Source organism: Pseudomonas sp. HN8-3 (assembly GCF_020790195.1).
Classification (GTDB): domain Bacteria; phylum Pseudomonadota; class Gammaproteobacteria; order Pseudomonadales; family Pseudomonadaceae; genus Aquipseudomonas; species Aquipseudomonas synxantha_A.
Genome location: NZ_CP086206.1, coordinates 1,071,862 through 1,097,481, shown reverse-complemented (window position 1 = coordinate 1,097,481; position 25,620 = coordinate 1,071,862). Strand labels below are relative to the sequence as shown.

The following is a 25,620-nucleotide window of genomic DNA, read 5'->3' as shown; positions in this document are numbered from 1 at the left end:
TATGAACAGCCAAGTAAACGCCAACGTTGTCCACGAATCCGAAGCCCAGCGCCAGCACGCCCGGGTCAAAATCCCGGCCAAGCTGCGCTTCTTCAACAGCGACCGCACGCCAACTGAAGCACGCGTGATCGACCTGTCCGCCGGTGGCCTGGCCTTTACCGCCACCCAGCCGCTCACCGTCGGCCAAGTGCACAAGGGCCGCCTGCAGTTCGTGATCGACAACCTCGGCCTGGCCATGGACGTGGAGCTGCAAATCCGCTCCTACGACCGCCAGACCGGCCGCACCGGCTGCCAGTTCCAGAACCTCGATGCCCAGGATATTTCCACCCTGCGCCACCTGATCACCTCGCACTTGTCCGGCGACATTGTGACCATGGGCGACGTGCTGGCGACGCTGCAACGCGACAACTTCACCAAGGCGCGCAAGGTCAAGGACGGCGGCAGTGGCATGACCGCGTTCGGTCGCCTGCGTGCGGTGACGTTCAGCCTGGCGATTTTCCTGGTTGGCCTGGCCGCCTTCGGTTTTGTCTTCAAATCGCTGTACGGCATGTACTTCGTCAGCCACGCCCAGGCCGGCCTTGTGAGCGTACCGGGCATGAACGTGACCATGCCGCGTGACGGCACCGTGCAGAGCCTGCTCAAAGGTGACTCGGTAGCGGCCAAGGGCGCGCCACTGGCGACGTTCAGCACCAGTATGCTCGACGTACTCAAGGGCCACCTGGACGAAGACCAACTGCAACCGGCCAAGGTTGAAGAGCTGTTCGGCAAGCAAATGACCGGCACCCTCACCTCGCCATGCGATTGCGTGGTCGCCCAGCAACTGGTCGCCGACGGCCAGTACGCCAGCAAGGGCGATGTGATCTTCCAACTGGTGCCGCGTGGCAGCCAGGCTAACGTCGAAGCCCGCTTCACCTACCGCCAGTTTGGCGATGTGCGTCCAGGTACGCCGGTGAGCTTCCAGGTCGCCGACGAAGAACAGGTTCGCACCGGCACCATCGTCAGCAGCACCAGCCTGAACAGCGCCGACCTGTCCTCTGACATCCGTGTGCAGATCAAGCCCGACGCACCGCTGGACAGCACCTATGCCGGTCGCCCGGTGGAAGTCACCAGTGACCGTGGCCCATCGCTGAACTGGCTGATCGACAAAGCCATGGCTCACGGTCTGTAAGCGAGGACATGCCTGTGAACCCTATTCCAACAACACCGCTGACCTCTGTGGGAGCCGGGCTTGCCCGCGATGCAGGCGACTCGGTGCATCAGTTGCGCCGCAGCGATGCCATCGCAGGCAAGCCAGCTCCCACGCAGAGCAGATTTCACTTGGCCTCTGCGTACTGCGCGCTGGCACTGGCCGTGAGCCTGGCCGGTTGCGCCGGCCTGCCCGACCAACGCCTGGCCAATGAAGCGCTCAAGCGCGGCGACACCGTCACCGCGCAGCAGAATTACCAGCAACTGGCAGACCTGGGCTACAGCGAGGCCCAGGTGGGCCTGGCCGATATCCAGGTAGGCACCCGCGATCCGGCGCAAATCAAGCAGGCCGAAGCCACTTACCGTGCAGCGGCAGACACCTCGCCGCGTGCCCAGGCACGCCTGGGTCGCCTGCTGGCGGCCAAGCCTGGCGCCACTGAGGCCGAGCACCATGAAGCCGAAAGCCTGCTGAAAAAAGCCTTTGCCAATGGCGAAGGCAATACCTTGATCCCGCTGGCGATGCTGTACCTGCAATACCCGCACAGCTTCCCCAACGTGAATGCCCAGCAGCAGATCAGCAAATGGCAAGCGGCCGGTTACCCGGAAGCCGGCCTGGCCCAGGTGCTGCTGTATCGCACCCAAGACACTTACGACCAGCACCTGGATGATATCGAGCGCATCTGCAAGGCCGCGTTGAACACCACCGATATCTGCTATGTCGAGCTGGCCACGGTCTACCAGAAAAAAGCCCAGCCAGAACAACAGGCCGAACTGCTCAAGCAAATGGAAGCCGGCTACAGCCGTGGCACAGTCACCGCCCAGCGCGTCGACAGCGTCGCCCGCGTACTCGGTGATGCCAGCCTCGGCACGCCGGACGAAAAAACCGCTCAGGCATTGCTTGAAAAAATCGCCCCCGGCTACCCGGCGTCCTGGGTCAGCCTGGCGCAGCTGCTCTACGACTTCCCCGAACTGGGCGATGTCGAGCAGATGATGAAGTACCTGGACAACGGCCGCGCCGCCGACCAGCCGCGCGCCGAATTGCTGCTGGGCAAGCTCTACTACGAAGGCAAGTGGGTGCCAGCCGACGCCAAGGCCGCCGAGGCGCATTTCGAAAAAGCCGTGGGCCGTGAAGTGGCCGCCGATTACTACCTCGGCCAGATCTACCGCCGTGGCTACCTGGGCAAGGTCTACCCGCAAAAGGCCCTGGACCACTTGCTGACCGCTGCGCGCAACGGCCAGAACAGCGCCGACTTTGCCATTGCCCAACTGTTTTCCCAAGGCAAGGGCACCAAGCCCGACCCATTGAACGCCTATGTCTTCAGCCAGTTGGCCAAGGCCCAGGACACGCCAGAGGCCAATGACCTGGCCACCCAGCTCGAAGCGCCGTTGACCCCTGAGCAACGCGCCGAGGGCCAACGCCTGGTGCAACAGGAACTGGCCGCCCGCGGCACCCTGGCCCAAAGCACGCTGCAACTGCACGCCCTGCAAGAAGAAGACGGCGAGGAATCCCTATGAAGCTCAACCCATTTGTCAAGGCCGGTATCGGCCTGTCCTTCGCCCTGCTGTGGTCGTGCCCGACCCTGGCCGCGCTGACCGAAGCCAAGAACTTCGGCCTGGAAGTCAAAGCCACCGCGCAGTCCGAAGACGACCGCGACCTGGGCACCCAGAAAGGCGGCGACGTCAACGGTATCGGCCTTGACCTGCGCCCCTGGATCTACGGCGAAAGCGGCGCGTGGAGCGCCTATGCCATGGGCCAGGCGGTCGTGTCCAGCGACATCATCGAGACCGACACCCTGCAACAGTCGGCCGATGACACCACCGAACAATCGAGCAACGACGACCGCAAGGCCAAGAAAAACTACCTGGCCCTGCGCGAGTTCTGGGTCGGCTACAGCGGCTTCACGCCCTACCCCGGCGAGATCCTCAAGTTCGGTCGCCAGCGCCTGCGCAATGACGACGGCCAATGGCGCGACACCAACATCGAAGCGCTGAACTGGACCTTCGATACCACCTTGCTCAAGGCCAATGTCGGCGCCGCCGAACGTTTCAGCGAATACCGCACCGACCTCAAGGAACTCTCGCCGGTCGACAAAGACCGCCAGCACTTCTACGCCGACGCCGCCTACCAGTGGACGCCGGGCCAGTGGATCGGCCTGCGCGGCCACCACACTCATGACGACGGCAAGCTCGATTACGCCGAACCGGGTGTGGCCAGTGACCCGTTGGACAAGCGCGAAAACGGCGACCTGACCTGGCTCGGCATCGAAGCCAACAGCGATGCTTATAACTGGCGCAATACCAACACCGTCAACTACTGGGCCAGCATCACCGGTATGCGCGGGGACCGCGACAAGGTCAACGCCTTGAACGCCGACGGCACGCGCCCCACCAGCGCCAAGCGCAGCGATGACCTCAGCGGCTGGGCCACCGACATCGGTGTGCGCCTGCGCCTTGACCCGCAGTGGCAAGTGGGTGCGGCCTATTCCCGTGCCAGCGCCGAATACGAACAGAACGGCCTGCAAAGCAACCGTTCGAACTGGACCGGCACCCAGTCCCGCGTACACCGCTTCGGTGAAGCGTTTCGCGGCGAGATGAACAACATGCAGTCCATGAGCCTGTTCGGTTCCTGGCAGCTGCGCGAGGACTACGACGCCAGCCTGGTGTACCACAAGTTCTGGCGCGTGGACGGCAACAAGCCGGTGGGCAGCAACGGTATCGATGCGGTGCAGAACAACACCGATGACGTCACCGGCGCGATCCTCTCCAGCACCTCCCTGCCGCTGGAAGATGGCAAGAAGGACCTCGGCCAGGAGATGGACCTGGTGGTCACCAAGTACTTCAAGAAAGGCTTGCTGCCCGCCGCGCTGAGCCAGTCGATCGACGAGCCATCGGCCCTGGTGCGCTTGCGTGCCGGCGTGTTCAAGCCGGGCGACGCCTATGGCAGCCAGGTCGACTCCTACATGCACCGCGCGTTTGTCGACGTGGTCTGGAAATTCTGATGGGAGCCTGCGCCATGAATGCTCAAAGCCTACTCGTCGCGGCAATGCTGATGGCCAGCGCCACAGCGTTTGCCGATACGGCGGCCAAGGCGCCGATCATCGCCAAGGAACTGCAACAGGCCAAGACCTACACCATTTCCAGCCCGCCCACCGCGCCGCTGGAAATGGCCAAGCCGGCGCTGCCCGATCTGTCGGGCTACACCGCCGCGGCCATGGAAAAGAAGATCATCAAGACCAAGGCGGGCAAGATCAGCATCCGCCGCATGATGCAGGAAGACGCGCTCAAGGACTTTATCGGTGGCGATAACAAGATGGCCGAGTGGGTGGTGCGCCAGCATGGCATTCCTCAGGCGATCTTTGTCGACGACGGCTACATGAACCTCAAGGACCTGCTGGGCAAGGTGCCCAAGCAGTACTTCAGCGAGACTTCGCCGGGAGTGTTCCTGGCCAAGTTGCCGATTGTGGTGGGCCGCAAAGGCATCCTCGATATCGACAAGAACACCCAGGAATTGCGCCTGTCCCAGCAAGCCGGCTCGTTTTTGATCAACGACGGCCAGTTGTTCGTACGTGACACCAAGGTCACCGGCTGGGATGAAAAAACCAACGGCCCTGCCCTGTTCAAGTCGCCCAAGGAATTCCGCCCGTTCCTGCTGGCCTGGGGCGGCACTGAGACCTATATCTCCAAGACCAAGATGGCCAGCTTCGGCTACGCCAACAGTAAGTCCTACGGGGTGAGTATTTCCCAGTACACGCCGAACATGGCCAAGGTGCTCAAGCGTCCTGAGCCGACCGGTTGGATCATCGATTCCGAGTTCTCGGACATGTGGTACGGCTTCTACTGCTACGAGACCACGGGCTTTGTGATCAAGGGCAATACCTACAAAGACAACATCGTCTACGGCATTGACCCCCACGACCGTTCCCATGGCCTGATCATCGCCGACAACACTGTGTACGGCACCAAGAAGAAGCACGGCATCATCATTTCCCGTGAAGTGAACGACAGCTTCATCTTCAATAACCGAAGCTACGACAACAAGCTTTCGGGCCTGGTGATCGACCGTAACAGCGTCAACAACCTGATCGCCGACAACGAGATCTACCGCAACCACACCGACGGCATCACCCTCTATGAGAGCGGTGACAACCTGCTGTGGGGCAACAAGGTGATCAGCAACCGTCGCCACGGTATCCGCGTGCGTAACAGCGTGAACATCAAGCTCTACGAAAACACCTCGATGGCCAACGGCCTGACCGGCGTGTACGGCCACATCAAGGACTTGACCGACACCGACCGCGACATCGCCCTCGACCCGTTCGATGCCAAGGTCTCGCTGATCGTGGTGGGTGGTGAGCTGGCGGGTAACGGCAGCGGGCCGCTGTCCATCGATTCGCCGTTGAGTATCGAGTTGTATCGCGTGTCGATGCTGGCGCCGACCAAATCCAGCGGTATCAGCTTCTCCGGCATTCTGGGCGATCGCCAGGAAGAAATTCTCGACCTGCTGGTGCGCCAGCAGAAAGCCGTGCTGATCGACCCCGTCGAACGCCAGACCGAATTGCAGGACTGAGGATGACCCTTATGCACCCACACATGATCAAGCTGTTGAGCCTCTCGGGTCTGACCCTCGGCCTGCTGGCAGCCAGCCAGGGCGTGCGCGCCGATGAAGTGAAAGCACCGACCTTCACCGCCGAACCGTGCTGCAGCCTGTGCCCGGCCGCCCATGACGCGAAGAACTACACCACGCGCTACCAGCAGAACTTCACCACCCTGGTACAAGCCCAGGGCGATTGGTTGTTCCGTACCCAGGAAGACCTGCGCACCGAATTCGACACCACCCCGGCCGGCTACAAACGCATGCAACAGTTGCACGATGCGTTCAAGGCCAAGGGCGTGGAACTGGTCGTGGTCTACCAGCCAACCCGTGGCCTGGTGAACCGCAACAAGCTCAACCCCGAGGAAAAGGCCAAGTACGATTTCGACAAGGCCCTCACCAACTACAAGACCATGCTCGGGCGTTTCGCCAAGATGGGCTACGTGGTGCCGGACCTGTCACCGCTGACCAACGAGCAGTTGCCGGACGAGCTGCCGGCTCACGACTTCTACTTCCGCGGCGACCAGCACTGGACCCCCTACGGCGCCCAGCGCACGGCGAAGATCGTCGCCGCCAAGGTCAAGCAGATGCCGGAGTACGCCGAGATTCCCAAGCGCGAATTCGAGACCAAGCGCTCGGGCCGCATGGGCAAGACCGGCACCCTGCATAACATGGCCGGGCAACTGTGCGGCACCAGCTATGCGATCCAGTACATGGACCAGTTCACCACCGAGCCCAAGGGCGAAGCCGGTGACGGTGACCTGTTCAGTGATTCGGGCAACCCGCAGATCACCCTGGTGGGCACCAGCCACAGCGGCAAGAACTACAACTTCGCCGGTTTCCTCGAAGAAGAAATCGGTGCCGACATCCTCAACGTCGCCTTCCCCGGCGGTGGCCTGGAAGGCTCGATGTTGCAGTACCTGGGCAGCGACGAGTTCCAGAAGACCCCACCGAAGATCCTGATCTGGGAATTCTCGCCGCTGTACCGTCTTGACCAGGAAACCATCTACCGCCAGATGATGGCGCTGCTGGATAACGGTTGCGAAGGCAAGCCTGCACAGATGTCCGCCAGCACCACCCTCAAGCCCGGCAAGAACGAACTGATGGTCAACAGCGCGAACAAAGACCTGCGCAACGCCAACCATCAGGTCGATATCCGCTTCGCCGATCCATCGGTAAAAACCTTGCAAGCCACCCTCTGGTACATGAACGGTCGCCACGAGGACATCAAGATCGAGAAACCCGAGACATCCGATACAGACGGGCGTTTCGCCTTTGAACTGCGCACCGATGAAGACTGGGCCTCGCAGAACTTGCTGGCCGTGGAAGTACAGGGCCCGGAAAAGGGTGCTGCCGCGCAGAAGGTCGAAGCGAAAATTTGCACACGCAACGTATTCCCAAGCGGTGGTCAGCAGACCGCTTCAACTGGGCAATGAGGTTACTTATGCAGAAGCTATTGATTCCATCGTTACTGGGCCTGGCGATCTTCGCCGGGGCAGCCAACGCCGCCGCGCCGCTGCGCCCGCCCCAGGGCTATTTCGCACCGATCGAAGCGTTCAAGACCGGCGACTTCAAGGAAAACTGCGACACCATGCCGACGCCCTACACCGGGCCGTTGCAGTTTCGCAGCAAGTACGAAGGTTCGGACAAGGCGCGCTCCACGCTGAACGTGCAGTCGGAAAAAGCCTTCCGCGATAGCACCGCCGACATCACCAAGCTGGAAAAAGACACCAGCAAACGGGTGATGCAGTTCATGCGCGACGGTCGCCCGCAGCAGCTCGAATGCACCCTGAACTGGCTGGTCTCGTGGGCCAAGGCCGACGCACTGATGTCCAAGGACTTCAACCACACCGGCAAGTCCATGCGCAAATGGGCACTGGGCAGCATGGCCTCGGCCTATGTGCGCCTGAAGTTCTCCGAGTCGCACCCGCTGGCCAACCACCAGCAGGAATCCCAGCAGATCGAAGCCTGGTTCAACAAGCTGGCCGATCAGGTGGTGAGCGACTGGGACAACCTGCCGCTGGAAAAAACCAACAACCACTCCTACTGGGCCGCCTGGTCGGTGATGGCAACCTCCATCGCCACCAACCGTCGCGACCTGTTCGATTGGGCCGTCAAGGAATACAAGGTCGGTGTGAACCAGGTCGATGACCAGGGCTTCTTGCCGAACGAATTGAAGCGTCAGCAACGCGCCTTGTCGTACCACAACTACGCCCTGCCGCCGCTGTCGATGATCGCCAGTTTTGCCCTGGTCAACGGTGTGGACCTGCGCCAGGAAAACAACAGCGCGCTCAAACGCCTGGGCGACAAGGTGCTGGCCGGGGTGAAAGATCCGGACATCTTCGAGCAGAAGAACGGTAAAGAGCAGGACATGAAGGACTTGAAGCAGGACATGAAATTCGCCTGGCTTGAACCCTTCTGCACCCTATACACCTGCGCGCCGGATGTGATCGAGCGCAAGCACGGGATGCAACCCTTCAAGACGTTCCGCCTGGGTGGCGACCTGACCAAGGTGTACGACCCGGCGCACGAAAAAGGCAACAAAGGCAGCTGATACATAGCTCCCGGTTGGACTCGGTCCAACTGTGGGAGCTGGCTTGCCTGCGATAGGGGTCTGACATTCAACATTGATGTCGACTGATACACCGCCATCGCAGGCAAGCCAGCTCCCACCGTTAACCCGGTTCCTTCAGTGAAATTGCAATACAACCTCCTCCGAAATCGTGGGGGGGTTTGGGGGGGCTCTGGCCCTTGACTGTTGGTTAAACATGGAGAGATCGGGATGGTTTTCTCGTCCAATGTGTTCCTGTTTCTGTTCTTGCCGATCTTTCTCGGCTTGTACTACTTGAGCGGGCAACGCTATCGCAATCTGCTGCTGCTGATTGCCAGCTACGTGTTCTACGCCTGGTGGCGAGTGGACTTCCTGGCGCTGTTCGCCGCCGTCACGCTGTGGAATTACTGGATCGGCCTCAAGGTCGGTGCCGCCGGCGTGCGCACCAAGCCGGCGCAGCGCTGGCTGCTGCTCGGCGTGGCGGTCGACCTGTGCATCCTCGGCTACTTCAAGTACGCCAACTTCGGCGTCGACAGCATCAATGTAATGATGAAGTCAGCGGGCCTGGAGCCGTTCATTCTCACCCACGTGCTGTTGCCGATCGGGATCTCGTTCTACATCTTCGAGTCCATCAGCTACATCATCGACGTGTACCGTGGCGATACCCCGGCGACCCGCAATCTGATCGACTTCGCGGCGTTCGTGGCAATCTTCCCGCACCTGATCGCCGGCCCCGTGCTGCGTTTTCGCGACCTGGCCGACCAGTTCAACAACCGCACCCACACCCTCGACAAGTTCTCCGAGGGTTGCACGCGGTTCATGCAGGGTTTCATCAAGAAGGTATTTATTGCCGACACCCTGGCGGTGGTGGCCGACCATTGCTTCGCCCTGCAAAATCCCACCACCGGTGACGCCTGGCTCGGCGCGCTGGCCTACACCGCGCAGCTGTACTTCGATTTCTCCGGCTACAGCGACATGGCCATCGGCCTGGGCTTGATGATGGGTTTCCGCTTCATGGAAAACTTCAAGCAGCCATACATCAGCCAGTCGATCACCGAGTTCTGGCGGCGCTGGCACATCAGCCTCTCTACCTGGCTGCGTGATTACCTGTACATCACCCTGGGCGGCAACCGCAAAGGCACGCTGACCACCTACCGCAATCTGTTCCTGACCATGCTGCTCGGTGGCCTGTGGCACGGCGCCAACATCACCTACATCGTGTGGGGCGCCTGGCACGGCATGTGGCTGGCGATTGAAAAAGCCATCGGCCTCAATACTGCGCCGCGCAGCTTCAACGTGTTGCGCTGGGCCTTCACCTTCCTGCTGGTGGTGATGGGCTGGGTGATCTTCCGCGCCGAAAACCTGCACGTCGCAGGCCGCATGTACGGTGCGATGTTCAGCTTCAGCGAATGGTCGCTGTCGGAACTCAACCGCGCCAACCTTACCGGCCTGCAAGTGGCAACGTTGGTCGTGGCCTACGCAACCCTGGCGTTCTTCGGCCTGCGCGATTTCTACACCAACCGCCCAGCCGACAAGACCAAGCCGGCCGATCCGAGCCTAATCAAGGCGGTACCGGGCGACAACCCAGGCAGCATTCACGAGCCCGGTTTCAGCGTGGGCCGTGACGCCGCTGTGCAACCGGCCTACTGGACCGCTGACTGGCCACGCTACGCCATGCGCGCTGCGGTGCTGCTGCTGTTCGTGGCGTCGATCCTGAAACTGTCGGCGCAGAGTTTCTCGCCGTTCCTTTACTTCCAATTCTGAGGGAGCCGACCATGACCCGTTCATTACGCGTCCTCTATATCGGCCTGTTCCTGGTGCTGCTGCTGGCACTGGGGGCGTGGTCACTGCGCAGCTTCTTTGGCTTCAGCACCAACGCTGATGCCACGGTGCTTAACGGTCGCTGGACCAAAGCCGTCGAGACTCACTATGACGAGGAGTTCCCGATCAAGCGCCTGGGCACCAACCTGTGGGCTGCGCTGGACTACAAGCTGTTCAATGAAGGTCGCCCTGGCGTAGTGCTGGGCCGCGACCACTGGCTGTACAGCGACGAGGAGTTCAATCCCGCCGTCAACGAAGACCAGAACCTTGAAGGCAATTACGCACTGGTCGAAGGCGTGCGCCAGAAACTCAAGGCCCAAGGCATCCAACTGGTGATGGCGATTGTGCCGGCCAAGGTGCGCCTGTACCCGGAACACCTGGGTGAGGTGAAGCCGGCGAGCATCCACGCCAACTTGTACCAGGACTTCCACGCCCGGGTCGCCGCCGACAACATCCCGGCTCCCGACCTGCTCGGCCCGCTGCAACAGGCCAAGCTGGGTGGCAAGCAGGTGTTTCTGCGTACCGACACTCACTGGACCCCGGACGGTGCGGAAATCGCCGCCAAGCAACTGGCCAAGGCGATTGCCGACAAGACCCCGCTGAGTGGCGAGCCGCAGCGTTTTGTCACCGAGGCCGAAAAGATCGAGCCACACAAAGGCGACCTGCGTCTGTTCCTGCCCCTGGACCCGCTGTTCGAAAACCTGATGCCGCCTAAAGAGCCGCTGGAAAAACGCGTCACGCACCTGGCCGAAGAAAAAGGTGATGACGCGCTGTTCAGCGACAGCGAAACCCCGGTGGCCCTGGTGGGCACCAGCTACAGCGCCAACCCCAACTGGAACTTCGTGGGCGCGCTCAAGCAAGCCTTGCACAGCGACGTGGTCAGCTACGCCGAAGACGGCCACGGCCCGATCCTGCCGATGCTCAGCTACCTCAAAAGTGACGATTTCAAGAACAACCCGCCCCAGCTGCTGATCTGGGAGTTCCCCGAACGCTATCTGCCCGTGAATAACGAAATCGGTGACGCCGACCCAGCGTGGGTTGCGCAGCTTAAACAAGCCGGTTCGCGCCAACAGAACATGGCAATCAATACATCTAAATCCGAGACGCCCGACCGGGCGCAAAACTGAAAGAGAGGTAACTCACATGACTTTCACTACTACTCCTCGTCGTCTCGCCAAGACCCTGGCTATCGCTGCCGGCCTGAGCTTCGTATCAATGTCCGCCTTTGCCGGTGGTGACGCCGCCCTCTACGGCCCAACCGCGCCGAAGGGCTCCAGCTTCGTGCGCATCTACAACGCCAGCAACCAGGAAGTCAGCGCCACCGTCGGCGCCACCAACCTCAGCGACGTTGCACCGTTGGCCAGCAGCGACTTCAGCTTCATGCCGGGCGGTGACTACAGCGCCAAGGTCGGCAGCCAGACCGTACCGGTCAAACTCGCCGCCGACCACTACTACACCCTGGTCAACAGCGGCAGCGGCCAGCCGCAATTGATCGAAGAACCGCCATTCAAGAACAAGCAGAAATCCCTGGTACGCGTGCAGAACCTCAGCGACAAGGCCCTGAGCCTGAAAACTGCCGACGGCAAGACCGATGTGGTCAAGTCGGTGGCCGCCAAGGGCCGTGGTGAGCGCGAGATCAACCCGGTGAAGGTGAGCCTGGCGTTGTATGACGGTGACAAGAAAGTCGGCGATGTGAAGCCGGTGGCCCTGGAGCGCGGTGAGGCAGCGGTGCTGTATGTCACCGGCTCGGGTTCGAGCCTGTCGCCAGTCTGGGTGAAACGCCCGGTGTCGACCCGCTGATTATTTCCCTGAGTTGACACGTCCCCTTGTGGGAGCTGGCTTTCCTGCGATGGCGGTCTTGTAGGCGCCATCGCGGGCAAGCCAGCTCCCACACTGACCGGTTTTCAACTCAGGACCGAGACAAAAACAAGAGTGAAACGACAAACCTTCGTAGCTCTGACCCAAACTGATTCAAGGAGAAACACCCATGATCCCAGTAATCCTTTCCGGTGGTAGCGGCTCACGTCTTTGGCCGCTTTCGCGTAAACAGTTCCCCAAGCAGTTCCTGGCCCTGACCGGCGAACACACGCTGTTCCAGCAAACCCTGGAGCGCCTGGTGTTCGAAGGCATGGACTCCCCGATCGTGGTCTGCAACAAGGACCACCGCTTCATCGTCAACGAGCAACTGAGCGCACGTAAGCTTGAATGCCAACGCATCCTGATGGAGCCCTTTGGGCGCAACACCGCACCGGCCGTGGCCCTGACCGCGATGATGCTGGTCAACGAAGGCCGTGACGAGCTGATGCTGGTGCTGCCTGCCGACCACGTGATCGACGACCAGAAAGCCCTGCAACGTGCCCTGGCCCTGGCCACCGTGGCGGCCGAGCGTGGCGAGATGGTGCTGTTCGGCGTACCGGCGACCCGTCCGGAAACCGGCTATGGCTACATCAAGTCCACCAACGACTCGCTGTTGCCCGAAGGCGTGAGCCGCGTGCAGCAGTTCGTGGAAAAGCCCGATGAAAAGCGCGCCATCGAGTTCGTCAAAAGCGGTGGTTACTTCTGGAACAGCGGTATGTTCCTGTTCCGCGCCAGCCGCTTCCTCGAAGAGCTGAAAAAGCACGATCCGGACATCTACGACACCTGCGTACTGACCCTGGAGCGCAGTGAGCAGACCCATGACACCGTGACCTTCGACGATGCCACCTTCGCCTGCTGCCCGGACAATTCCATCGACTACGCAGTGATGGAAAAAACCCAGCGTGCCTGCGTGGTGCCATTGAGCGCCGGCTGGAGCGACGTGGGTTGCTGGGCCTCGCTGTGGGCGGTCAATGATAAAGACGCCAACGGCAACGTGAGCAAAGGCGACGTGGTGATCCAGGACAGCCGCAACTGCATGGTGCATGGCAACGGCAAACTGGTATCGGTGATCGGCCTGGACAACATCGTGGTGGTGGAAACCAAGGACGCGATGATGATTGCCCACAAGGACAAGGTCCAGGGCGTCAAGCAGATGGTCAACACGCTCAACGAGCAAGGCCGCAGCGAAACCCAGAACCACTGCGAAGTCTACCGTCCGTGGGGCTCCTACGACTCGGTGGACATGGGCGGCCGCTTCCAGGTCAAGCACATCTCGGTCAAGCCGGGCGCGTGCCTGTCGCTGCAAATGCACCACCACCGCGCCGAACACTGGATCGTGGTCAGCGGCACCGCCGAAGTCACCTGTGACGACAACGTGTTCCTGCTCTGCGAGAACCAGTCCACCTATATCCCGATCGCCTCGGTGCACCGCCTGCGCAACCCGGGCAAGATCCCGTTGGAGATCATCGAAGTGCAATCGGGCAGCTATCTGGGTGAGGACGATATCGAGCGGTTCGAAGATATCTACGGGCGCTCGACACCGGTTGAACGAGGTGTTTCGGTGAAAACTATCGCGCAATAAAACAGTCGTACAAGAAGCCCTCACCCAACCCATTGCGTCCCCTATCCGCAGTGGGTTGGGTGGGGGCTTTTTGTTTGGGCCTTTGTGGTCAATTTAAAGCCATCATGGGCCCTTACCCAATACCGGCCAACGCCATGGGCTTATATTTTAATTGGCGTTTTCCCATGAGAAATAACGCGATTGACCATTACACGGTCAGGACCAGCTGGGTACTGCAAAGGAATTGCAAACTTCGTCTCCACATAAAAAATATGTGGGTTATGAGAGCTTTGGATAACGTTCAACCCCGACGTATTGATTTCATAGTAGTGCGACATTTTATCCAACGCATTTTGATATTTACGCTTCCCAAAGATGGTTTCGGAAATCTTTTTGGTCGGCATATCTCCTGGCGCCAAGTCCGTAAAGTAATGCCTGCCTTTACCTTGGGGCAGACGTTGACCATCAAAATCTGACGCTGAAGAAGTCAGGGCTTTCTCACCCATGATTTCGTGATGAGGATTTTTCCCGGTGTAGTGATAAAAAACATTCTGACCTTTTACCGGTGGATCAAGCAGCGCCTTTAAACCGTCAGGGACGCCCTCCACTCTAGGTTGCTTATTGGCCGGTTGAGCACTTGTCGCGTTATTCGTGTCGACGTTGCCTGAAAAGCTGCCTTGGTCCAACGGACGCTTGTTCGGCCGGGATGTCCCCGTAGCAGTGGGAACCCCGCCCGGCAATCGGCTCAATCGCCACTCACCGTTACCCGCAGACCCCAGAAATGCTTGAACCCTATAGAGCTTCGACGTCGTCAATGGCGCCTGAGGATCCACGATAGCGACCCGCCCGTCACGTGCGTGGAAGGCCGAATCAATCTGATACACCTTGTTGACCCCGGTACTGTCGGTATAGCGCACGTAAAAATTATCGCCCACGTTATAGGTACCGTCCGGCCTCAAAATGCGGCCTTTGATGACATCTTCCGACACGGAGAAGGCGCTCAGATCAAGGTTTGGACTCGTGCCGGCCGTTGGTGCTCTGGCGATGACTGGAGGGGCTGGCGGCACCACCGGGCTTTTGAACACCGGCCGCAACGGCACGGCATTCACATTGGGAATACCAGAGGCGGCCATCGTGAAATCCGAGTAGACCGCACGCATCGCGCTCGGACTTTTGAGCAGCCGCGGCAAGATTCGAGCATTGGCGCGCAAGGCCGTCACGCCAGCCTTTCCTAAGCGAACCCCCATGGAGATGCCTTTTCCGAGCACTGGCAACAAGTCGAGGAAGATGGAGGCCACCTCAATGCCGAACTGAACCTTGTTGATTCTCGATTGATACGCAACCTCTGCGCTGCTGACGCTTTGGTGGTCCGCGTGATCGATGAGCAACTTCACTTTCTGCTTGTACAGCTCATCCTGAAAATTGCCATCGAAGGGTTTGAGTGTCACCGGAGCGCTCGTCAATTTGAATGCAGTGACGAGCGCATCCAGCGTGCGCAATGGGCTCTTCGTCGGATCGAATGCGCGCTCCTTGATCGCCTCGCCAGCTTTAACCACGTCGTTTTTATCGACCGGCGACGCTCTGCTCGCGGTGTAGAGCCTCCACTCCTTTTTCTCCATCAACGCGTTCAGCGCATTCACATCCGCCAATTCGCGAAAACACACGCCGTCGGGCGCATTCGGCGTGCACAGTACAAGCGAGGCGTCTGTGTCATTGCCAATCACCATCGCGCCCTGAACCGGCAACCCACGCTGAATAAGGGCACTGGTGACAATTTTTTTCCCATCCACCAGAGGCCGGTCAGCCGGGTCCGGGTAGTCAAGAACAGCCGCGACCCACTGCGCTCCTCGTTTGGTACTGGTGTCTTGGGTAGCGTCTATGTTGTAGGTATTGGGGTTGAGTGCTGCGAGAAAAGCCTCTTTATCCAGCATGTCGCTCAGGTGGATTTTCCACGCTTTGCGGACGTCGCCGGCAGCACCCGACTCGGCATCCGTGGCCAACTCCTGTTTAAGCAGCTCAGTATAGGCGCCTCCCACATCGGCAGTGTTGACCAACGCTTTGAGCTGCTCGGTATCCAGGATGACCTGCTTGCCATCGTCGCCCAGCAGAGGGTTGCCGTGAGTATCGGTCAGCGGCAGTTCGAAGGTGGACCGGCTGAAATGGCCGTGCTGGACGGCTGGAAACTCACTGGGGTTTTTCAGCGCCAGATCAGTCAGCGATACGCGGTGCTGCTTGACGGTGAGCGTATGACTGCTGCTTTGCCCGCCAGAGTGAGGATTGGACCTGGTTTTCACCCGCACCATCAGCTTGTCCGCATCGACCTGCGCAGCGGGGAACTGCCGTTTGATCGCTTCGTTCATCCGATCGCGGGAAAAGCTACCCAGAGAAGGAAGAGTTGCCAGCGATGACGCCAGCGCATTTGCACTGCGGTCCTCGGAGTGTTCCAGGTAATCAAACAACGCTTCCTGGGCCGGGCTCAGGTTTTTCAGCCACTCGGGGGCCAGCTTGTCAGCCAGTTGTTCATCTCGCGCCGCCATGGCGTTTTCGCCACTGAGCAGGTACGACCAGTCAGCGGCATCATCCATGCGCTTGAGTGCTCCCGGCTCTGTCGATACCCGGGCGAGATTCGCAACGACTTCCTCCTGCTGACGCTTGAGCATCCAGGGGATGCCCTCGGCCAGCACATCCCCCGTCAAGGGTTCGGCGCTCAACATCACATCGTCGCCAGAAGGCGGTTCCGACTTGTTTTGTAACGACAACGGCAGTGTTTGCAACAGTAGGTCCGCGTCGGCGCCCCCCTCATCAAGGCGCGCTGCAATCGCCTGGCGCGCCAGGGCTGGCGTCGCAAACTGCTCGAACCCCTCACCCGGGGTGTACAGCACGACCGGCCCATTAGTCTCATCGAGTGCCAAGGTCCGGCCTTTGGTCCAGACGGGGGGCGTGGCCCCGGAACCGTCGGTGCTGGTGATTAGGAAGCAGCCCGCCATCAAGGCTCCCCGCTCGCTACCGTCATCAACGGTAAGCGGGTAGACACCAGGGCGTGCGCCATTGGGGAAGACAGCTTCCCGTTCAGCCAGCGTGGGGTATTGCAGTGCTGCGTCGATCAACCGCTTGCTCGCCGCGCTCAGTGTTCCATCGCTCACGCGCAATGCCGCCAGCGTCGACAGTTGTTGCTTGTGCAAGGTCAACAACTGGTCTTGAGGGGCCTGCAGAACCTGATGGTCTTTCAACGTCGGGCGGGGGGTTGTCCAGAAGGTTTGAAGGGCCATCGGAAACTGCGTGACCATGCGCTGGGCAATCGTATCCAGTGTCAACTGTGGCGTGACGAGGGTGCCCGGGCTAGTGTCCGTGTCCGGGGTAAAAATGCCGGACTGTTCAACATCGTCAACGACGGGCTGCTGGCCAGGATTGGCCAGCAAGGTCGCAACCTTCCTGTTCAAGGCGTCCAGCACCGGCTCGGACGACAGTGTTTTGATAGAGCCATCGTCCTGCTCGACCCAGCGCTTGAAGACCAGGTCTTGTGGCTTCAGGGTCGACATGTACGGAAACATTTGGTCCACTTGCTGGCGCAGGAAGTCCTGGAAGCTCGGTTGCTCACCGTGCAAACGCTGCATGTCGCGGGACTGAAGGGCGTGTTGGGTGACAAACGCCTCCTGATTGGTAACCTTGAATTGCTGCATGAGCCGTGGGTATTCCACCCCGACCGGGGGTATGCCGGCCGAGGTGGGAAGAGGAATACCGTCCGGCGCGTAGGTCAATACCGGTGGCAGGTGAACAGGGGGTTGCGCAGATGTTTCAACGGCAATATCGGTTTGGGTGGCCAATGCGTTTGGGGCAACAACGCTTTGTGGGGGGGAAAGGTGGGTCGAGTTTTCGGTCGCTGCAAACATGGAATAAACCTTACATAGAAGAGTTGAACGTCGCCGCTACCTCCCTGTAGGTCGTCAGATAAGTGGACGTTCAATGCGCTCCGGTTCCTGTCCCGAATGTAAGCTCAAGTAGCAGAACGCTGTGAGCTCTGCTGAAAATGCAAGACCAAGTACCAGGGCACTGTACGGTCCTATTGATTGAAGTGAAAAACACCTGCCTGGCGTACAGCCCCTTCCCCTCGAACATGCGCTGGAACATGCCAGTCATGTACTGGGCACCACTCGAGTCCTCACCCTGGCTGCTCAGGACCTATACACCGAACACCAGAGCTACCTGAATTGGGCCAGCTTGCAATTAGCCGAAACCGGCTTGGCCTTGATCGAGGCCCACATCGAAGGTTTGCAGGTGGACGCTGCTGCTCAGTAAGTAAGTCATCGGGAGCAAGCCCCCTCCCACATTTGAATGTGTTCACAAATCAAAGGTGGGAGGGGGCTTGCTCCCGATGAGGCCCGCACGGCCACCACAGCACTCAAGTTAACCAATCCCACCTACGCTTAAGTTAGGATGCTCGTTCCCCATTCGAGGTGGTCTCCATGTTCTTCGGCGTTCTCCTGATCATCACCTGGCTGATCCTGCTGCTGCGCTACCCGGCGAAGGCGCTGCCGGTTTCGCTGGCGGCTGCCGTCGGCCTGGGTTTCGTCGCCGTCTGGGTGGTGTGGCTGGACAACCGCGAAGCCGCGCAACTGGCACGCCTTGAGTTGCGCATCAGCTATGCCCCGCAGGACTGCCCGGCCGACCGCCCACTGAAATTGACCCTCAACAACGGCAACGACGTGCCGTTGACCGAACTGCGCTGGCGCGTGGCCGCCTACGCGCCGGGCGACACGGTCAACCTGGCCGACAACGTCTACGCCGCCCCACGCTATCGAGGCCCCGGCGAGTTGCAGGCCGGGGCCACCTGGGACGATTGCCTGCCCACACCGCCACTGCGCCCCGGCTATCGCCCGCAAACCCTGGAATTTCGCGCCGAGCACCTGCAAGGCAGTTTCTCGGACTGACAAAGGAATGATGCATGCCCAACGTACTGATCACCGGTTGCTCCAGCGGCATCGGCCGCGCCCTCGCCGACGCGTTCAAAGCCGCAGGCTTCAACGTGTGGGCCAGCGCCCGCCAGCCAGATGACGTCGCCGCCCTCGCTACCGCTGGCTTCAATGCCGTGCAGTTGGACGTCAATGACAGCGCCGCCTTGCAACGCTTGGCCGAACAAATGGGCGAACTGAATGTGCTGGTCAACAACGCGGGCTACGGCGCCATGGGCCCGTTGCTCGATGGCGGCACCGAGGCGATGCGACGCCAATTCGAAACCAATGTGTTTTCCATCGTTGGCGTCACCCAGGCACTGTTCCCCGCGTTGCGCCGCAGCAAAGGACTGGTGGTGAATATCGGCAGCGTTTCCGGGGTATTGGTGACGCCGTTCGCCGGCGCCTACTGCGCATCCAAAGCCGCTGTCCATGCCTTGAGCGATGCCCTGCGCATGGAACTGGCACCGTTTGGCGTGCGGGTGATGGAAGTGCAGCCCGGTGCGATCAATACCCATTTTGCGAAGAATGCCGGGGCCCAGGCCGAATTGTTGATCAACGAAACATCGCCCTGGTGGCCGTTGCGCGAAGGCATTCGGGCGCGCAGCCAGGCCTCCCAGGACAAGCCAACCCCAGCCACTGAATTTGCGGCGGATGTGCTCAAGGCCGTGCAGCAAGCGCAGCCACCGCGTCTGCTAAGGTCGGGCAATGGCAGCCGGGCGTTGCCATTGATGGCGGCGCTGTTGCCCAAGGGGTTGCTGGAGAAGGTGTTGAAGAAGCGCTTTGGGTTGGGCGGTAAACTCTAACCCTTCATAAAATCAATAAACGCCCGCACCTTAAGCGGTAAATGCCGGGTATCCGGATACATCGCGTAGACCCCTTGGGGCGCGAAGCGATAGTCCGCCAATACACGCACCAGCCGTCCCGCCTCCAAATCCTCCTGCACAAGCCACTGTGGCAAGATCGCCACACCGTGGCCACGCACCGCAAACGCCTGGAGCACCGCCGCACTGTCGGCCACCAAGGCGGCCGGACCTGCGCGGTATTGATGCCCATCGCCGGCAGGGTCGGTCACGCTCAACTCCGTCAAGCGGCCATGGCCCAGCCTGGGCACCTGCTCCAACTCCTCCAGGGTCTGAACGCCCGCAAACGCTGGCGCAGCGACGGCGAACACTTCAAACGTCGACAACCGCACCGCTCGATGATTGGAGTCCAGCAAGCGCCCCAGGCGAATAGCCACGTCAAAACGCTCGGAGATCAAATCGGCGTGGGTGGAGGATGTGGATAAGTGGATATTCAGGTCCGGGTGCAGGCGGCGAAACGCTTCCACCGCCGGGGCGACCACGGCCAGGGCATACTCGACGGTGGTGGTGATGCGCAGCGTGCCTTTGAGCTGCGCATGTTCGGAACGGGCCTCTTCCACCGCCAGGCGCGCCTCTTCGAGCATTCGTGTGCAGCGCAGGTAGAAACGTTCGCCGGCATCGGTGAGCGCCAGCTGGCGAGTGTTGCGGGTCAGCAGGGTGACGCCCAGCTCCGCCTCCAGGCGCTTGAGGTTGAAGCTGACCACGGCGCGGGTCTGGCCGAGCAGATCCGCGGCGGCCGTGAGCGAGCCGGCCTCGACCACGGCCTTGAAGGTGTCGAATCGATCCAGGCTGACCATGGCCACGCCCTCCGTTTGTCAAAATATTTTTGACAAACTAACAGGCAAACCGACGTATCCCAAACCCTGCTTGCCGCCTACCCTGCGCGCTTCATTCGCAGGATCGCGTTCATGACCTACCGCTCGAAAATTGCCTGGATCTTTCTACTGGGTTTTGCCCTGGACCTGGTGAACATGTTTGTCGCCACCGTCGCCTACCCGGACATCGCCCGCGAACTGCACGCCTCGGTCACGCAACTGGCGTGGATCAGCAATGCCTACATGCTCGGGCTGACGGTGATCATTCCCTTGAGTGTGTGGCTGGCGGCGCTCATGGGCGAGCGCACCCTGATCGCCACCAGCCTGCTGCTGTTTGCCGGGGCATCGGTGATGGTCGGCCAGGCCGGCTCCATCGACGCGTTGATTGGCTGGCGCGCTGTGCAGGGGCTCGGCGGCGGCTTGTTGATTCCGGTGGGGCAAGCCATGGCTTACCGACACTTTCCCGCGGCCGAGCGCAGCCAGTTGACGGCGCGGGTCATGTCGGTGGCATTGCTGGTACCGGCATTGTCTCCGGCGCTGGGTGGGGTAATTGTCGACAGCCTGTCCTGGCGCTGGATTTTCTACGCCAACCTGCCTCTGGCGCTGGTGACCCTGCTGCTGGCGCTGCTGTGGATAAAACCCGATGTGCCTTCCACCGTACGCCCGCCCCTGGACCTGGGCAGTATGTTCAAACAAGCCGCCAGCCCGATGCTGCGTGTGGCAATGCTGGTTTACCTGTGTATTCCGGGGATATTTATCGGCACCAGCCTGATCGCCATCCTCTACGTGCGTGACCTGGGGTATGACGCCACCCAGACCGGCGTGCTCATGTTGCCGTGGGCACTGGCCTCGGCAGTGGCGATTTACTTGAGCAAAAAACTCTTCAATCGCTGCGGCCCCAAACCCTTGTTACTGGCCGGCATGGCGCTGCAATGCGGCGGCATCCTATTGCTCAACGAGCCGGCGCTGATCATTGCGGCCTACGTCTTGATGGGCCTGGGCGGCAGCTTGTGCAGCAGCACCGCGCAAACCCTGGCCTTTCTGGATATTCCCGCCGAGCGCATGGGCCACGCCAGCGCGTTGTGGAACATGAACCGGCAAGTGAGCTTCTGCGTCGGCGCCGCCTTGCTCAGTGCAGTACTGTCGACCTTGGATTCCTTCGCCATAACCTTCACGATAGCGGCAGCTCTGACCCTGTTGCCGCTTTTCGCAGTGTTGCGCCTGGATGCCTCCAGGATACGCACGCTGCTTCACCCTTGCAGCGAGCCCAAGCATGATTGACTACAGCGATTTTTTTGAGGAAGTGATCCAGACTCACGTCGAGATCGAACAATGGTTTGCCGGGGTTGCGCCTGAGGGCACGCTGGAAAACCTGCTGGCACGCTTCTCACCGGAGTTCAGCATGGTCGCGCCGGCCACCGGTACGCGGGTCAACAGGGCCGGGGTTAATGCATTGTTCACGCGCCTGGGAGGGATGCGGCCGGGGTTGAAAATCACCTTGAGCGAAATGACCGGGATTGATCGTCATGCGCGGGGAGCCACGGTGACGTATCGCGAGCATCAGGTGGATGACAGTGGCACCCAGACAGATCGCCGCGCCACGGTGGTGTTCGAGAAGCAGGCCAGTGGTGCGCTGCTTTGGCGGCACTTGCATGAGACGTTTATCAAAGCTTAACGCGGGCCTGAATGTGGGAGAGGGCTTGCCCCCGATGAGCATAGGTATCTACACAACTTTGTAGTCGCCAATGGTAACCACGATGCGAAGCGAGCCGCTCTTGCTCTTGATCTGCTTTTGATCTTAGGCGCCCCGTTAAACCACGCTGGCCGGAATTCGACAGGGATTTGGGGGGTAAACCGGCAGGGATGCCGGTTTAGCCGCCCCGCGCCATGGATGGCGCGTGGCGGCGGCCCCCCAAATCCATGGCGGATTACGGGCACACCGAGCCTAAGCGAGGTGCCGAGTGGTGGGGCAAGAGCCCTTTTGGTTACTTTTGGGGCTCTTTTCCAAAAGTGACCCGCTGTAAAAGCGGAACCAATAGTGGCCGTTACCTAAATAACGGATATGTACTCGGTCTGATCCAACATCCTGGTCGGCTGTCAGGCCGCCATCGGGGGCAAGCCCCCTCCCACAGGGGCCCGCGGTATACCGAAAAGTTGTGTAGATACTCATGCCCCTCCCACAGTTTAGTTTTGTGTTGGGTTGACGATCACAGTGCAGGTAATCCCGGCCGCCAACAGCACGCCCTCCGGCACTTCATCAATGTGAATCCGCACCGGCACACGCTGCGCCAACCTTACCCAGTTGAACGTCGGGTTCACATCGGCAATCAGCTCACGGCTCTCGGGGTTGTCGCGGTCGTAGATGCCACGGGAGATGCTTTCCACGTGACCCTTGAGTGTCTCGCCACTCATCAATTGCATATCGGCTTTATCACCGACGTTGACGTGGGGCAGCTTGGTTTCTTCAAAGAAGCCATAGACCCAGAACGAATTCATATCCACCACAGCCATCTTCGCTTCACCGATACGCGCATAGTCGCCGCGATGCACGTTGAGGTTGGTGACGTAGCCATCCACTGCCGCCAGCACACGGGTACGTTTCAAGTTGAGTTCAGCGGCCTCCAGTTGCGCCAGGGCGTGCTGGTAATCGGCCAGGGCCGAGTCAGCGATATTACTGGCGTCGTCGCGGTTTTCCCTGGAGATTACCAGGGCGTCGAGGTCAGCGCGGCGGTGGGCGTTGAGCTTGCGCATCTCCCAGGTAGCCTTGCGTGAGGCCACCAGCGATTGAGCTTGCTTGACGGCAATGCGGTAGTGCTCGGGGTCGATCTGCATCAGCAGGTCGCCTTTTTTTACCAACTGGTTATCGCGTACCGGCACGTCCACCACCTCGCCGGTCACGTCAGCCGCGACGTTGATGATGTCGGCGCGTACGCGGCCGTCGCGGGTCCATGGCGTTTGCATGTAGTGCACCCACAACGTGCGGCCAATCCAGATCGCCAAGGCCAGAACCAGCAAGGTCGCGAGCAGGCTGAAAAACTTTTTCATCGGGGCATTCTCAACGGTAGACGCTCAGCGCCAGGGCGCCGAACAGGCAAGCGAACAGGCTCAGGCGCAGCAACGCCGGGTGCCAGAAAAACCGATACAGGTCGAACCCGGCCAGGAAGCGATCAATCGCCCAGGCCAACACCGCGGCGATCAGGAACATCAGGGTCATGGTCGGCATATAGATGCCATGAAATGCGATTTCACGAGGCATTCGAGGCTCCTTTTAGGGCCGCCAGTGGGGATTGCGGGTCGAGCAGCGAAGTGCGGATAAAGTGCAGGTAGCTCTTCACCCGGCGCAGGGCCGAGGTATCGAAGTGCGGGGCGAAAGGTTCGTCGGTGGCCTGCACGCGGCTGATCGCATGGTCGACGGCGATCAAGCCGCGCTCCAGGTTGCTGGCGCTGGGTTGCAGGAACAAGCGCACCAGCGAACGGCCCATCACGCGGATTGCCTGGCGCCACGGCTGGGACTCGGCATAGGCCGGATGCACCGGCAGGATCGCCTGCTCCTTGCGCAACTCGATGATTGCGTGGCCGACCTCCAGCACCACGAACATCCAGCGCAGCAGGTCGCGTTGCACCTGCGGCTGGCCGGCCGCGAGGCCATAAGCCTGGTGCAGCAGGTCGCGGGTACGGCTTTCAAAACTCGACGCCAGGCCCTTGAGCTTGCCGCTGATCGCATACACCACTTGCTCACGCAGGTCCTGCTCCAGGCGGCGCCACAGCCAGCGGCTGTTGGGTGGCAGGATGATCGCCCCCGCCGCCGCGCACACCAACATGCCGATGACCATGGCGATGTAGTCGTTGATAAAGGTGTAGGGGTTGTAGACCGTGAGGTTGTCCGGCACCGAGCCGGTGCTGAAGAAAATCAACAGGCCCACGCCGACACCGGCGTACTGCGGGCGGGAGGAAAGGAAAGCACCGAAGATGATCACCGGTGCGAGCATCACGCACAGCAGCGGGAAGCCGTCGATCCAGGGGAACACGAAGAACATTTCGACAAAGCCGACCAAGGCGCCGATCAAGGTGCCGCAGGCCATCTGGAACGCCATGCGCTTGGGGTTGGGTGTGGCAGCGGAGAGGCCCACCGTGGCCGCCGCGATCAAGGTCATGGTTGCGCCGCTGGGCCAGGCGGTGGCTACCCAGTAACTGCCCAGCACGATCAGGATAAACGAGGCCCGCACCCCGGCGGCGGCGCAGGCCAGCCAGTTGGTTTTTGGTGTATAGGCTTCGTGCCAGTCTTCCCGCGCATGGCGGTGGTCAGCCAGGGACGCGTGGGTTTGCGCGTAGTTGTGCAGGTCGTCGACGAAGCGGTACAGCAGCTCGTAGGCGGTATGAAAGTCCAACTGCTCGGCTTCGGTCGGGTTACCGTCCTGGAAGCTCGCCCGCAGGCTGCGCACCTTGGCGGGCAGGTCGTCCTTGTAGGCGCTCAGTTGATTAACCAGGCGCGTGGCATCCGGACTGGTGAGGGCGCGACCGGAGAAGCTGTCGAGCACTTCGGCCAGGTCTTGCAGGCCGGGTTTGATCGCTGCGACCACATGATCGGCCTCATCGGCACGCAAGCGTTCAAGCAACTGGTGCAAGGCGTTGAAGCGCGTGGTGATGCTCATGAATTCGCTGTTGAGGCGACTGAGCCGCCCGTTGCGTCGGCGCATGTGCGGGTCTTCGAACACGGTGACGCTGCGCAGCCCTTCCAGGCCCACGGCTTCGGCGATAAAGCGCACGTTACTGGCCTCGAACCCTTCGCGTTGGCTGCGCCCGCGCAGGCCGTCGGTGACGAACAGCGCGAACACGCCAAAGCGCTGGTACAGCGCGTTGCGCATGGCGGCGCTGGAGGTCTGCGGCAGGATGGCGGCGCTGACCACTGTCGAGCACAGAATCCCCAGAGAGATTTCCAGCACCCGCCACACCGCTGCCATAAAGGCGCCGTCCGGGTGAGCCAGCGCCGGCAGGCCGACCATCGCGGCGGTGTAGCCGGCAAGCACAAACCCATAGGCGCGGAAGTTGCGGTTGCGCGTAGCGCCAGCGGTACAAATGCCCACCCAGATCGCCAGCGCGCCGAGGAACAGTTCGGTGTTCTGTGCAAACAAGGCGATCAACAGCACCATCACCGCCGAGCCCGCCAAGGTTCCGAGGAAACGGTAGAAACTCTTGGCGAACACTTGGCCGCTCTGGGGCTGCATCACGATAAACACGGTGATCATCGCGGTGCGCGGTTGCGGCAGTTCCAGGCGCATCGCCAGCCACAGCGTGAGGAACGCGGCGACCAGTACCTTGAAGATATACACCCAGGTCACGCCGTCGCTGCGTGCCCAGTCGAAAAAGCCACGGCGCCACTCAAGGGAATGCAACCAGCGCAGCGGTGCAGGCAAGGAAGTCATCGAA

At 60.7% G+C, this 25,620-nt stretch carries 20 protein-coding genes; 15 read left to right on the top strand and 5 right to left on the bottom strand.

Going from position 1 to position 25,620, the window contains the following annotated elements; translation table 11 throughout:
• Position 1 precedes the first annotated feature (1 nt).
• From LJX92_RS04875 to LJX92_RS04830, 10 genes are all read left to right on the top strand, one after another.
• Positions 2-1,168, top strand: coding sequence for an alginate biosynthesis protein Alg44 (locus tag LJX92_RS04875; RefSeq protein ID WP_005785015.1), 1,167 nt, complete (start codon positions 2-4; stop codon positions 1,166-1,168).
• Between the two features lie 110 nt (positions 1,169-1,278).
• The gene (algK, locus tag LJX92_RS04870) at positions 1,279-2,700 is read left to right on the top strand and encodes an alginate biosynthesis TPR repeat lipoprotein AlgK (RefSeq protein WP_216092225.1); all 1,422 of its coding nucleotides are present in this window, start codon (positions 1,279-1,281) and stop codon (positions 2,698-2,700) included.
• Positions 2,697-4,184, top strand: a complete 1,488-nt coding sequence (locus LJX92_RS04865) for an alginate export family protein (RefSeq protein ID WP_032877688.1) — start codon at positions 2,697-2,699, stop codon at positions 4,182-4,184. The genes algK and LJX92_RS04865 overlap by 4 nt, the downstream gene beginning before the upstream one ends.
• Positions 4,184-5,752, top strand: a complete 1,569-nt coding sequence (gene algG, locus LJX92_RS04860; protein WP_005785009.1) for a mannuronan 5-epimerase AlgG — start codon at positions 4,184-4,186, stop codon at positions 5,750-5,752. Before LJX92_RS04865 ends, algG begins: the two co-directional genes overlap by 1 nt.
• Positions 5,753-5,763: 11 nt before the next feature.
• On the top strand, positions 5,764-7,212 hold the full coding sequence (locus LJX92_RS04855) for an alginate O-acetyltransferase (protein ID WP_228309362.1): 1,449 nt from the start codon (positions 5,764-5,766) through the stop codon (positions 7,210-7,212).
• Between the two features lie 8 nt (positions 7,213-7,220).
• A complete protein-coding gene (locus tag LJX92_RS04850) occupies positions 7,221-8,330 on the top strand; it encodes a mannuronate-specific alginate lyase (protein WP_005785006.1) in 1,110 nt (369 codons plus the stop codon).
• Between the two features lie 228 nt (positions 8,331-8,558).
• Positions 8,559-10,091 (top strand): MBOAT family O-acyltransferase, encoded by a 1,533-nt coding sequence (locus LJX92_RS04845; RefSeq protein ID WP_032877692.1) that lies wholly within the window; start codon positions 8,559-8,561, stop codon positions 10,089-10,091.
• Between the two features lie 11 nt (positions 10,092-10,102).
• The gene (locus LJX92_RS04840; RefSeq protein ID WP_032877694.1) at positions 10,103-11,275 is read left to right on the top strand and encodes an alginate O-acetyltransferase; all 1,173 of its coding nucleotides are present in this window, start codon (positions 10,103-10,105) and stop codon (positions 11,273-11,275) included.
• Between the two features lie 16 nt (positions 11,276-11,291).
• The gene (locus LJX92_RS04835) at positions 11,292-11,948 is read left to right on the top strand and encodes an alginate O-acetyltransferase AlgF (protein ID WP_005785001.1); all 657 of its coding nucleotides are present in this window, start codon (positions 11,292-11,294) and stop codon (positions 11,946-11,948) included.
• 187 nt (positions 11,949-12,135) lie between these two features.
• On the top strand, positions 12,136-13,587 hold the full coding sequence (locus LJX92_RS04830) for a mannose-1-phosphate guanylyltransferase/mannose-6-phosphate isomerase (protein ID WP_032877695.1): 1,452 nt from the start codon (positions 12,136-12,138) through the stop codon (positions 13,585-13,587).
• A gap of 140 nt (positions 13,588-13,727) precedes the next feature.
• Here LJX92_RS04830 and LJX92_RS04825 read toward each other — a convergent pair whose 3' ends face one another.
• Complete coding sequence (locus LJX92_RS04825) at positions 13,728-17,456, bottom strand: dermonecrotic toxin domain-containing protein (protein WP_228309361.1); 3,729 nt, start codon at positions 17,454-17,456, stop codon at positions 13,728-13,730.
• Between the two features lie 193 nt (positions 17,457-17,649).
• On the opposite strand from LJX92_RS04825, the gene LJX92_RS04820 reads away from it, so the two are divergent.
• From LJX92_RS04820 to LJX92_RS04810, 3 genes are all read left to right on the top strand, one after another.
• On the top strand, positions 17,650-17,862 hold the full coding sequence (locus tag LJX92_RS04820; RefSeq protein WP_228309892.1) for a DUF3077 domain-containing protein: 213 nt from the start codon (positions 17,650-17,652) through the stop codon (positions 17,860-17,862).
• Between the two features lie 167 nt (positions 17,863-18,029).
• Positions 18,030-18,494, top strand: a complete 465-nt coding sequence (locus LJX92_RS04815) for a hypothetical protein (protein ID WP_005784995.1) — start codon at positions 18,030-18,032, stop codon at positions 18,492-18,494.
• A gap of 14 nt (positions 18,495-18,508) precedes the next feature.
• Positions 18,509-19,321 carry an SDR family oxidoreductase gene (locus tag LJX92_RS04810; protein WP_032877698.1) on the top strand — a complete coding sequence of 271 codons (813 nt, stop codon included), beginning with the start codon at positions 18,509-18,511 and terminating at the stop codon, positions 19,319-19,321.
• Here the strand turns inward: LJX92_RS04810 and LJX92_RS04805 are convergent.
• Positions 19,318-20,175, bottom strand: a complete 858-nt coding sequence (locus LJX92_RS04805) for a LysR family transcriptional regulator (RefSeq protein ID WP_032877699.1) — start codon at positions 20,173-20,175, stop codon at positions 19,318-19,320. The genes LJX92_RS04810 and LJX92_RS04805 overlap by 4 nt on opposite strands.
• A 111-nt stretch (positions 20,176-20,286) precedes the next feature.
• On the opposite strand from LJX92_RS04805, the gene LJX92_RS04800 reads away from it, so the two are divergent.
• On the top strand, positions 20,287-21,474 hold the full coding sequence (locus LJX92_RS04800) for an MFS transporter (protein ID WP_228309360.1): 1,188 nt from the start codon (positions 20,287-20,289) through the stop codon (positions 21,472-21,474).
• Positions 21,467-21,868, top strand: coding sequence for a nuclear transport factor 2 family protein (locus LJX92_RS04795; protein ID WP_103733347.1), 402 nt, complete (start codon positions 21,467-21,469; stop codon positions 21,866-21,868). The genes LJX92_RS04800 and LJX92_RS04795 overlap by 8 nt, the downstream gene beginning before the upstream one ends.
• 509 nt (positions 21,869-22,377) lie before the next feature.
• On the opposite strand, the gene LJX92_RS04790 is transcribed toward LJX92_RS04795, so the two are convergent.
• The 3 genes from LJX92_RS04790 to LJX92_RS04780 are packed head-to-tail and all read right to left on the bottom strand — an operon-like array spanning position 22,378 to position 25,616.
• Positions 22,378-23,238 (bottom strand): HlyD family secretion protein, encoded by an 861-nt coding sequence (locus LJX92_RS04790; protein ID WP_032877703.1) that lies wholly within the window; start codon positions 23,236-23,238, stop codon positions 22,378-22,380.
• A gap of 10 nt (positions 23,239-23,248) precedes the next feature.
• A complete protein-coding gene (locus tag LJX92_RS04785) occupies positions 23,249-23,449 on the bottom strand; it encodes a DUF1656 domain-containing protein (RefSeq protein ID WP_046070983.1) in 201 nt (66 codons plus the stop codon).
• The gene (locus tag LJX92_RS04780) at positions 23,439-25,616 is read right to left on the bottom strand and encodes an FUSC family protein (RefSeq protein ID WP_032877705.1); all 2,178 of its coding nucleotides are present in this window, start codon (positions 25,614-25,616) and stop codon (positions 23,439-23,441) included. The genes LJX92_RS04785 and LJX92_RS04780 overlap by 11 nt, the downstream gene beginning before the upstream one ends.
• Positions 25,617-25,620: the final 4 nt, after the last annotated feature.

Excerpts from the sequence above, each read along its gene's own strand:
- LJX92_RS04790 (WP_032877703.1), bottom strand. The coding sequence starts at position 23,238 with ATGAAAAAGTTTTTCAGCCTGCTCGCGACCTTGCTGGTTCTGGCCTTG.
- LJX92_RS04835 (WP_005785001.1), top strand. The coding sequence starts at position 11,292 with ATGACTTTCACTACTACTCCTCGTCGTCTCGCCAAGACCCTGGCTATC.
- LJX92_RS04795 (WP_103733347.1), top strand. The coding sequence starts at position 21,467 with ATGATTGACTACAGCGATTTTTTTGAGGAAGTGATCCAGACTCACGTC.
- LJX92_RS04805 (WP_032877699.1), bottom strand. The coding sequence starts at position 20,175 with ATGGTCAGCCTGGATCGATTCGACACCTTCAAGGCCGTGGTCGAGGCC.
- LJX92_RS04825 (WP_228309361.1), bottom strand. The coding sequence starts at position 17,456 with ATGTTTGCAGCGACCGAAAACTCGACCCACCTTTCCCCCCCACAAAGC.
- LJX92_RS04815 (WP_005784995.1), top strand. The coding sequence starts at position 18,030 with ATGTTCTTCGGCGTTCTCCTGATCATCACCTGGCTGATCCTGCTGCTG.
- LJX92_RS04800 (WP_228309360.1), top strand. The coding sequence starts at position 20,287 with ATGACCTACCGCTCGAAAATTGCCTGGATCTTTCTACTGGGTTTTGCC.
- LJX92_RS04840 (WP_032877694.1), top strand. The coding sequence starts at position 10,103 with ATGACCCGTTCATTACGCGTCCTCTATATCGGCCTGTTCCTGGTGCTG.
- LJX92_RS04850 (WP_005785006.1), top strand. The coding sequence starts at position 7,221 with ATGCAGAAGCTATTGATTCCATCGTTACTGGGCCTGGCGATCTTCGCC.
- LJX92_RS04810 (WP_032877698.1), top strand. The coding sequence starts at position 18,509 with ATGCCCAACGTACTGATCACCGGTTGCTCCAGCGGCATCGGCCGCGCC.
- LJX92_RS04785 (WP_046070983.1), bottom strand. The coding sequence starts at position 23,449 with ATGCCTCGTGAAATCGCATTTCATGGCATCTATATGCCGACCATGACC.
- LJX92_RS04855 (WP_228309362.1), top strand. The coding sequence starts at position 5,764 with ATGCACCCACACATGATCAAGCTGTTGAGCCTCTCGGGTCTGACCCTC.
- LJX92_RS04780 (WP_032877705.1), bottom strand. The coding sequence starts at position 25,616 with ATGACTTCCTTGCCTGCACCGCTGCGCTGGTTGCATTCCCTTGAGTGG.
- LJX92_RS04875 (WP_005785015.1), top strand. The coding sequence starts at position 2 with ATGAACAGCCAAGTAAACGCCAACGTTGTCCACGAATCCGAAGCCCAG.
- LJX92_RS04845 (WP_032877692.1), top strand. The coding sequence starts at position 8,559 with ATGGTTTTCTCGTCCAATGTGTTCCTGTTTCTGTTCTTGCCGATCTTT.
- LJX92_RS04865 (WP_032877688.1), top strand. The coding sequence starts at position 2,697 with ATGAAGCTCAACCCATTTGTCAAGGCCGGTATCGGCCTGTCCTTCGCC.
- LJX92_RS04830 (WP_032877695.1), top strand. The coding sequence starts at position 12,136 with ATGATCCCAGTAATCCTTTCCGGTGGTAGCGGCTCACGTCTTTGGCCG.
- algG (WP_005785009.1), top strand. The coding sequence starts at position 4,184 with ATGGGAGCCTGCGCCATGAATGCTCAAAGCCTACTCGTCGCGGCAATG.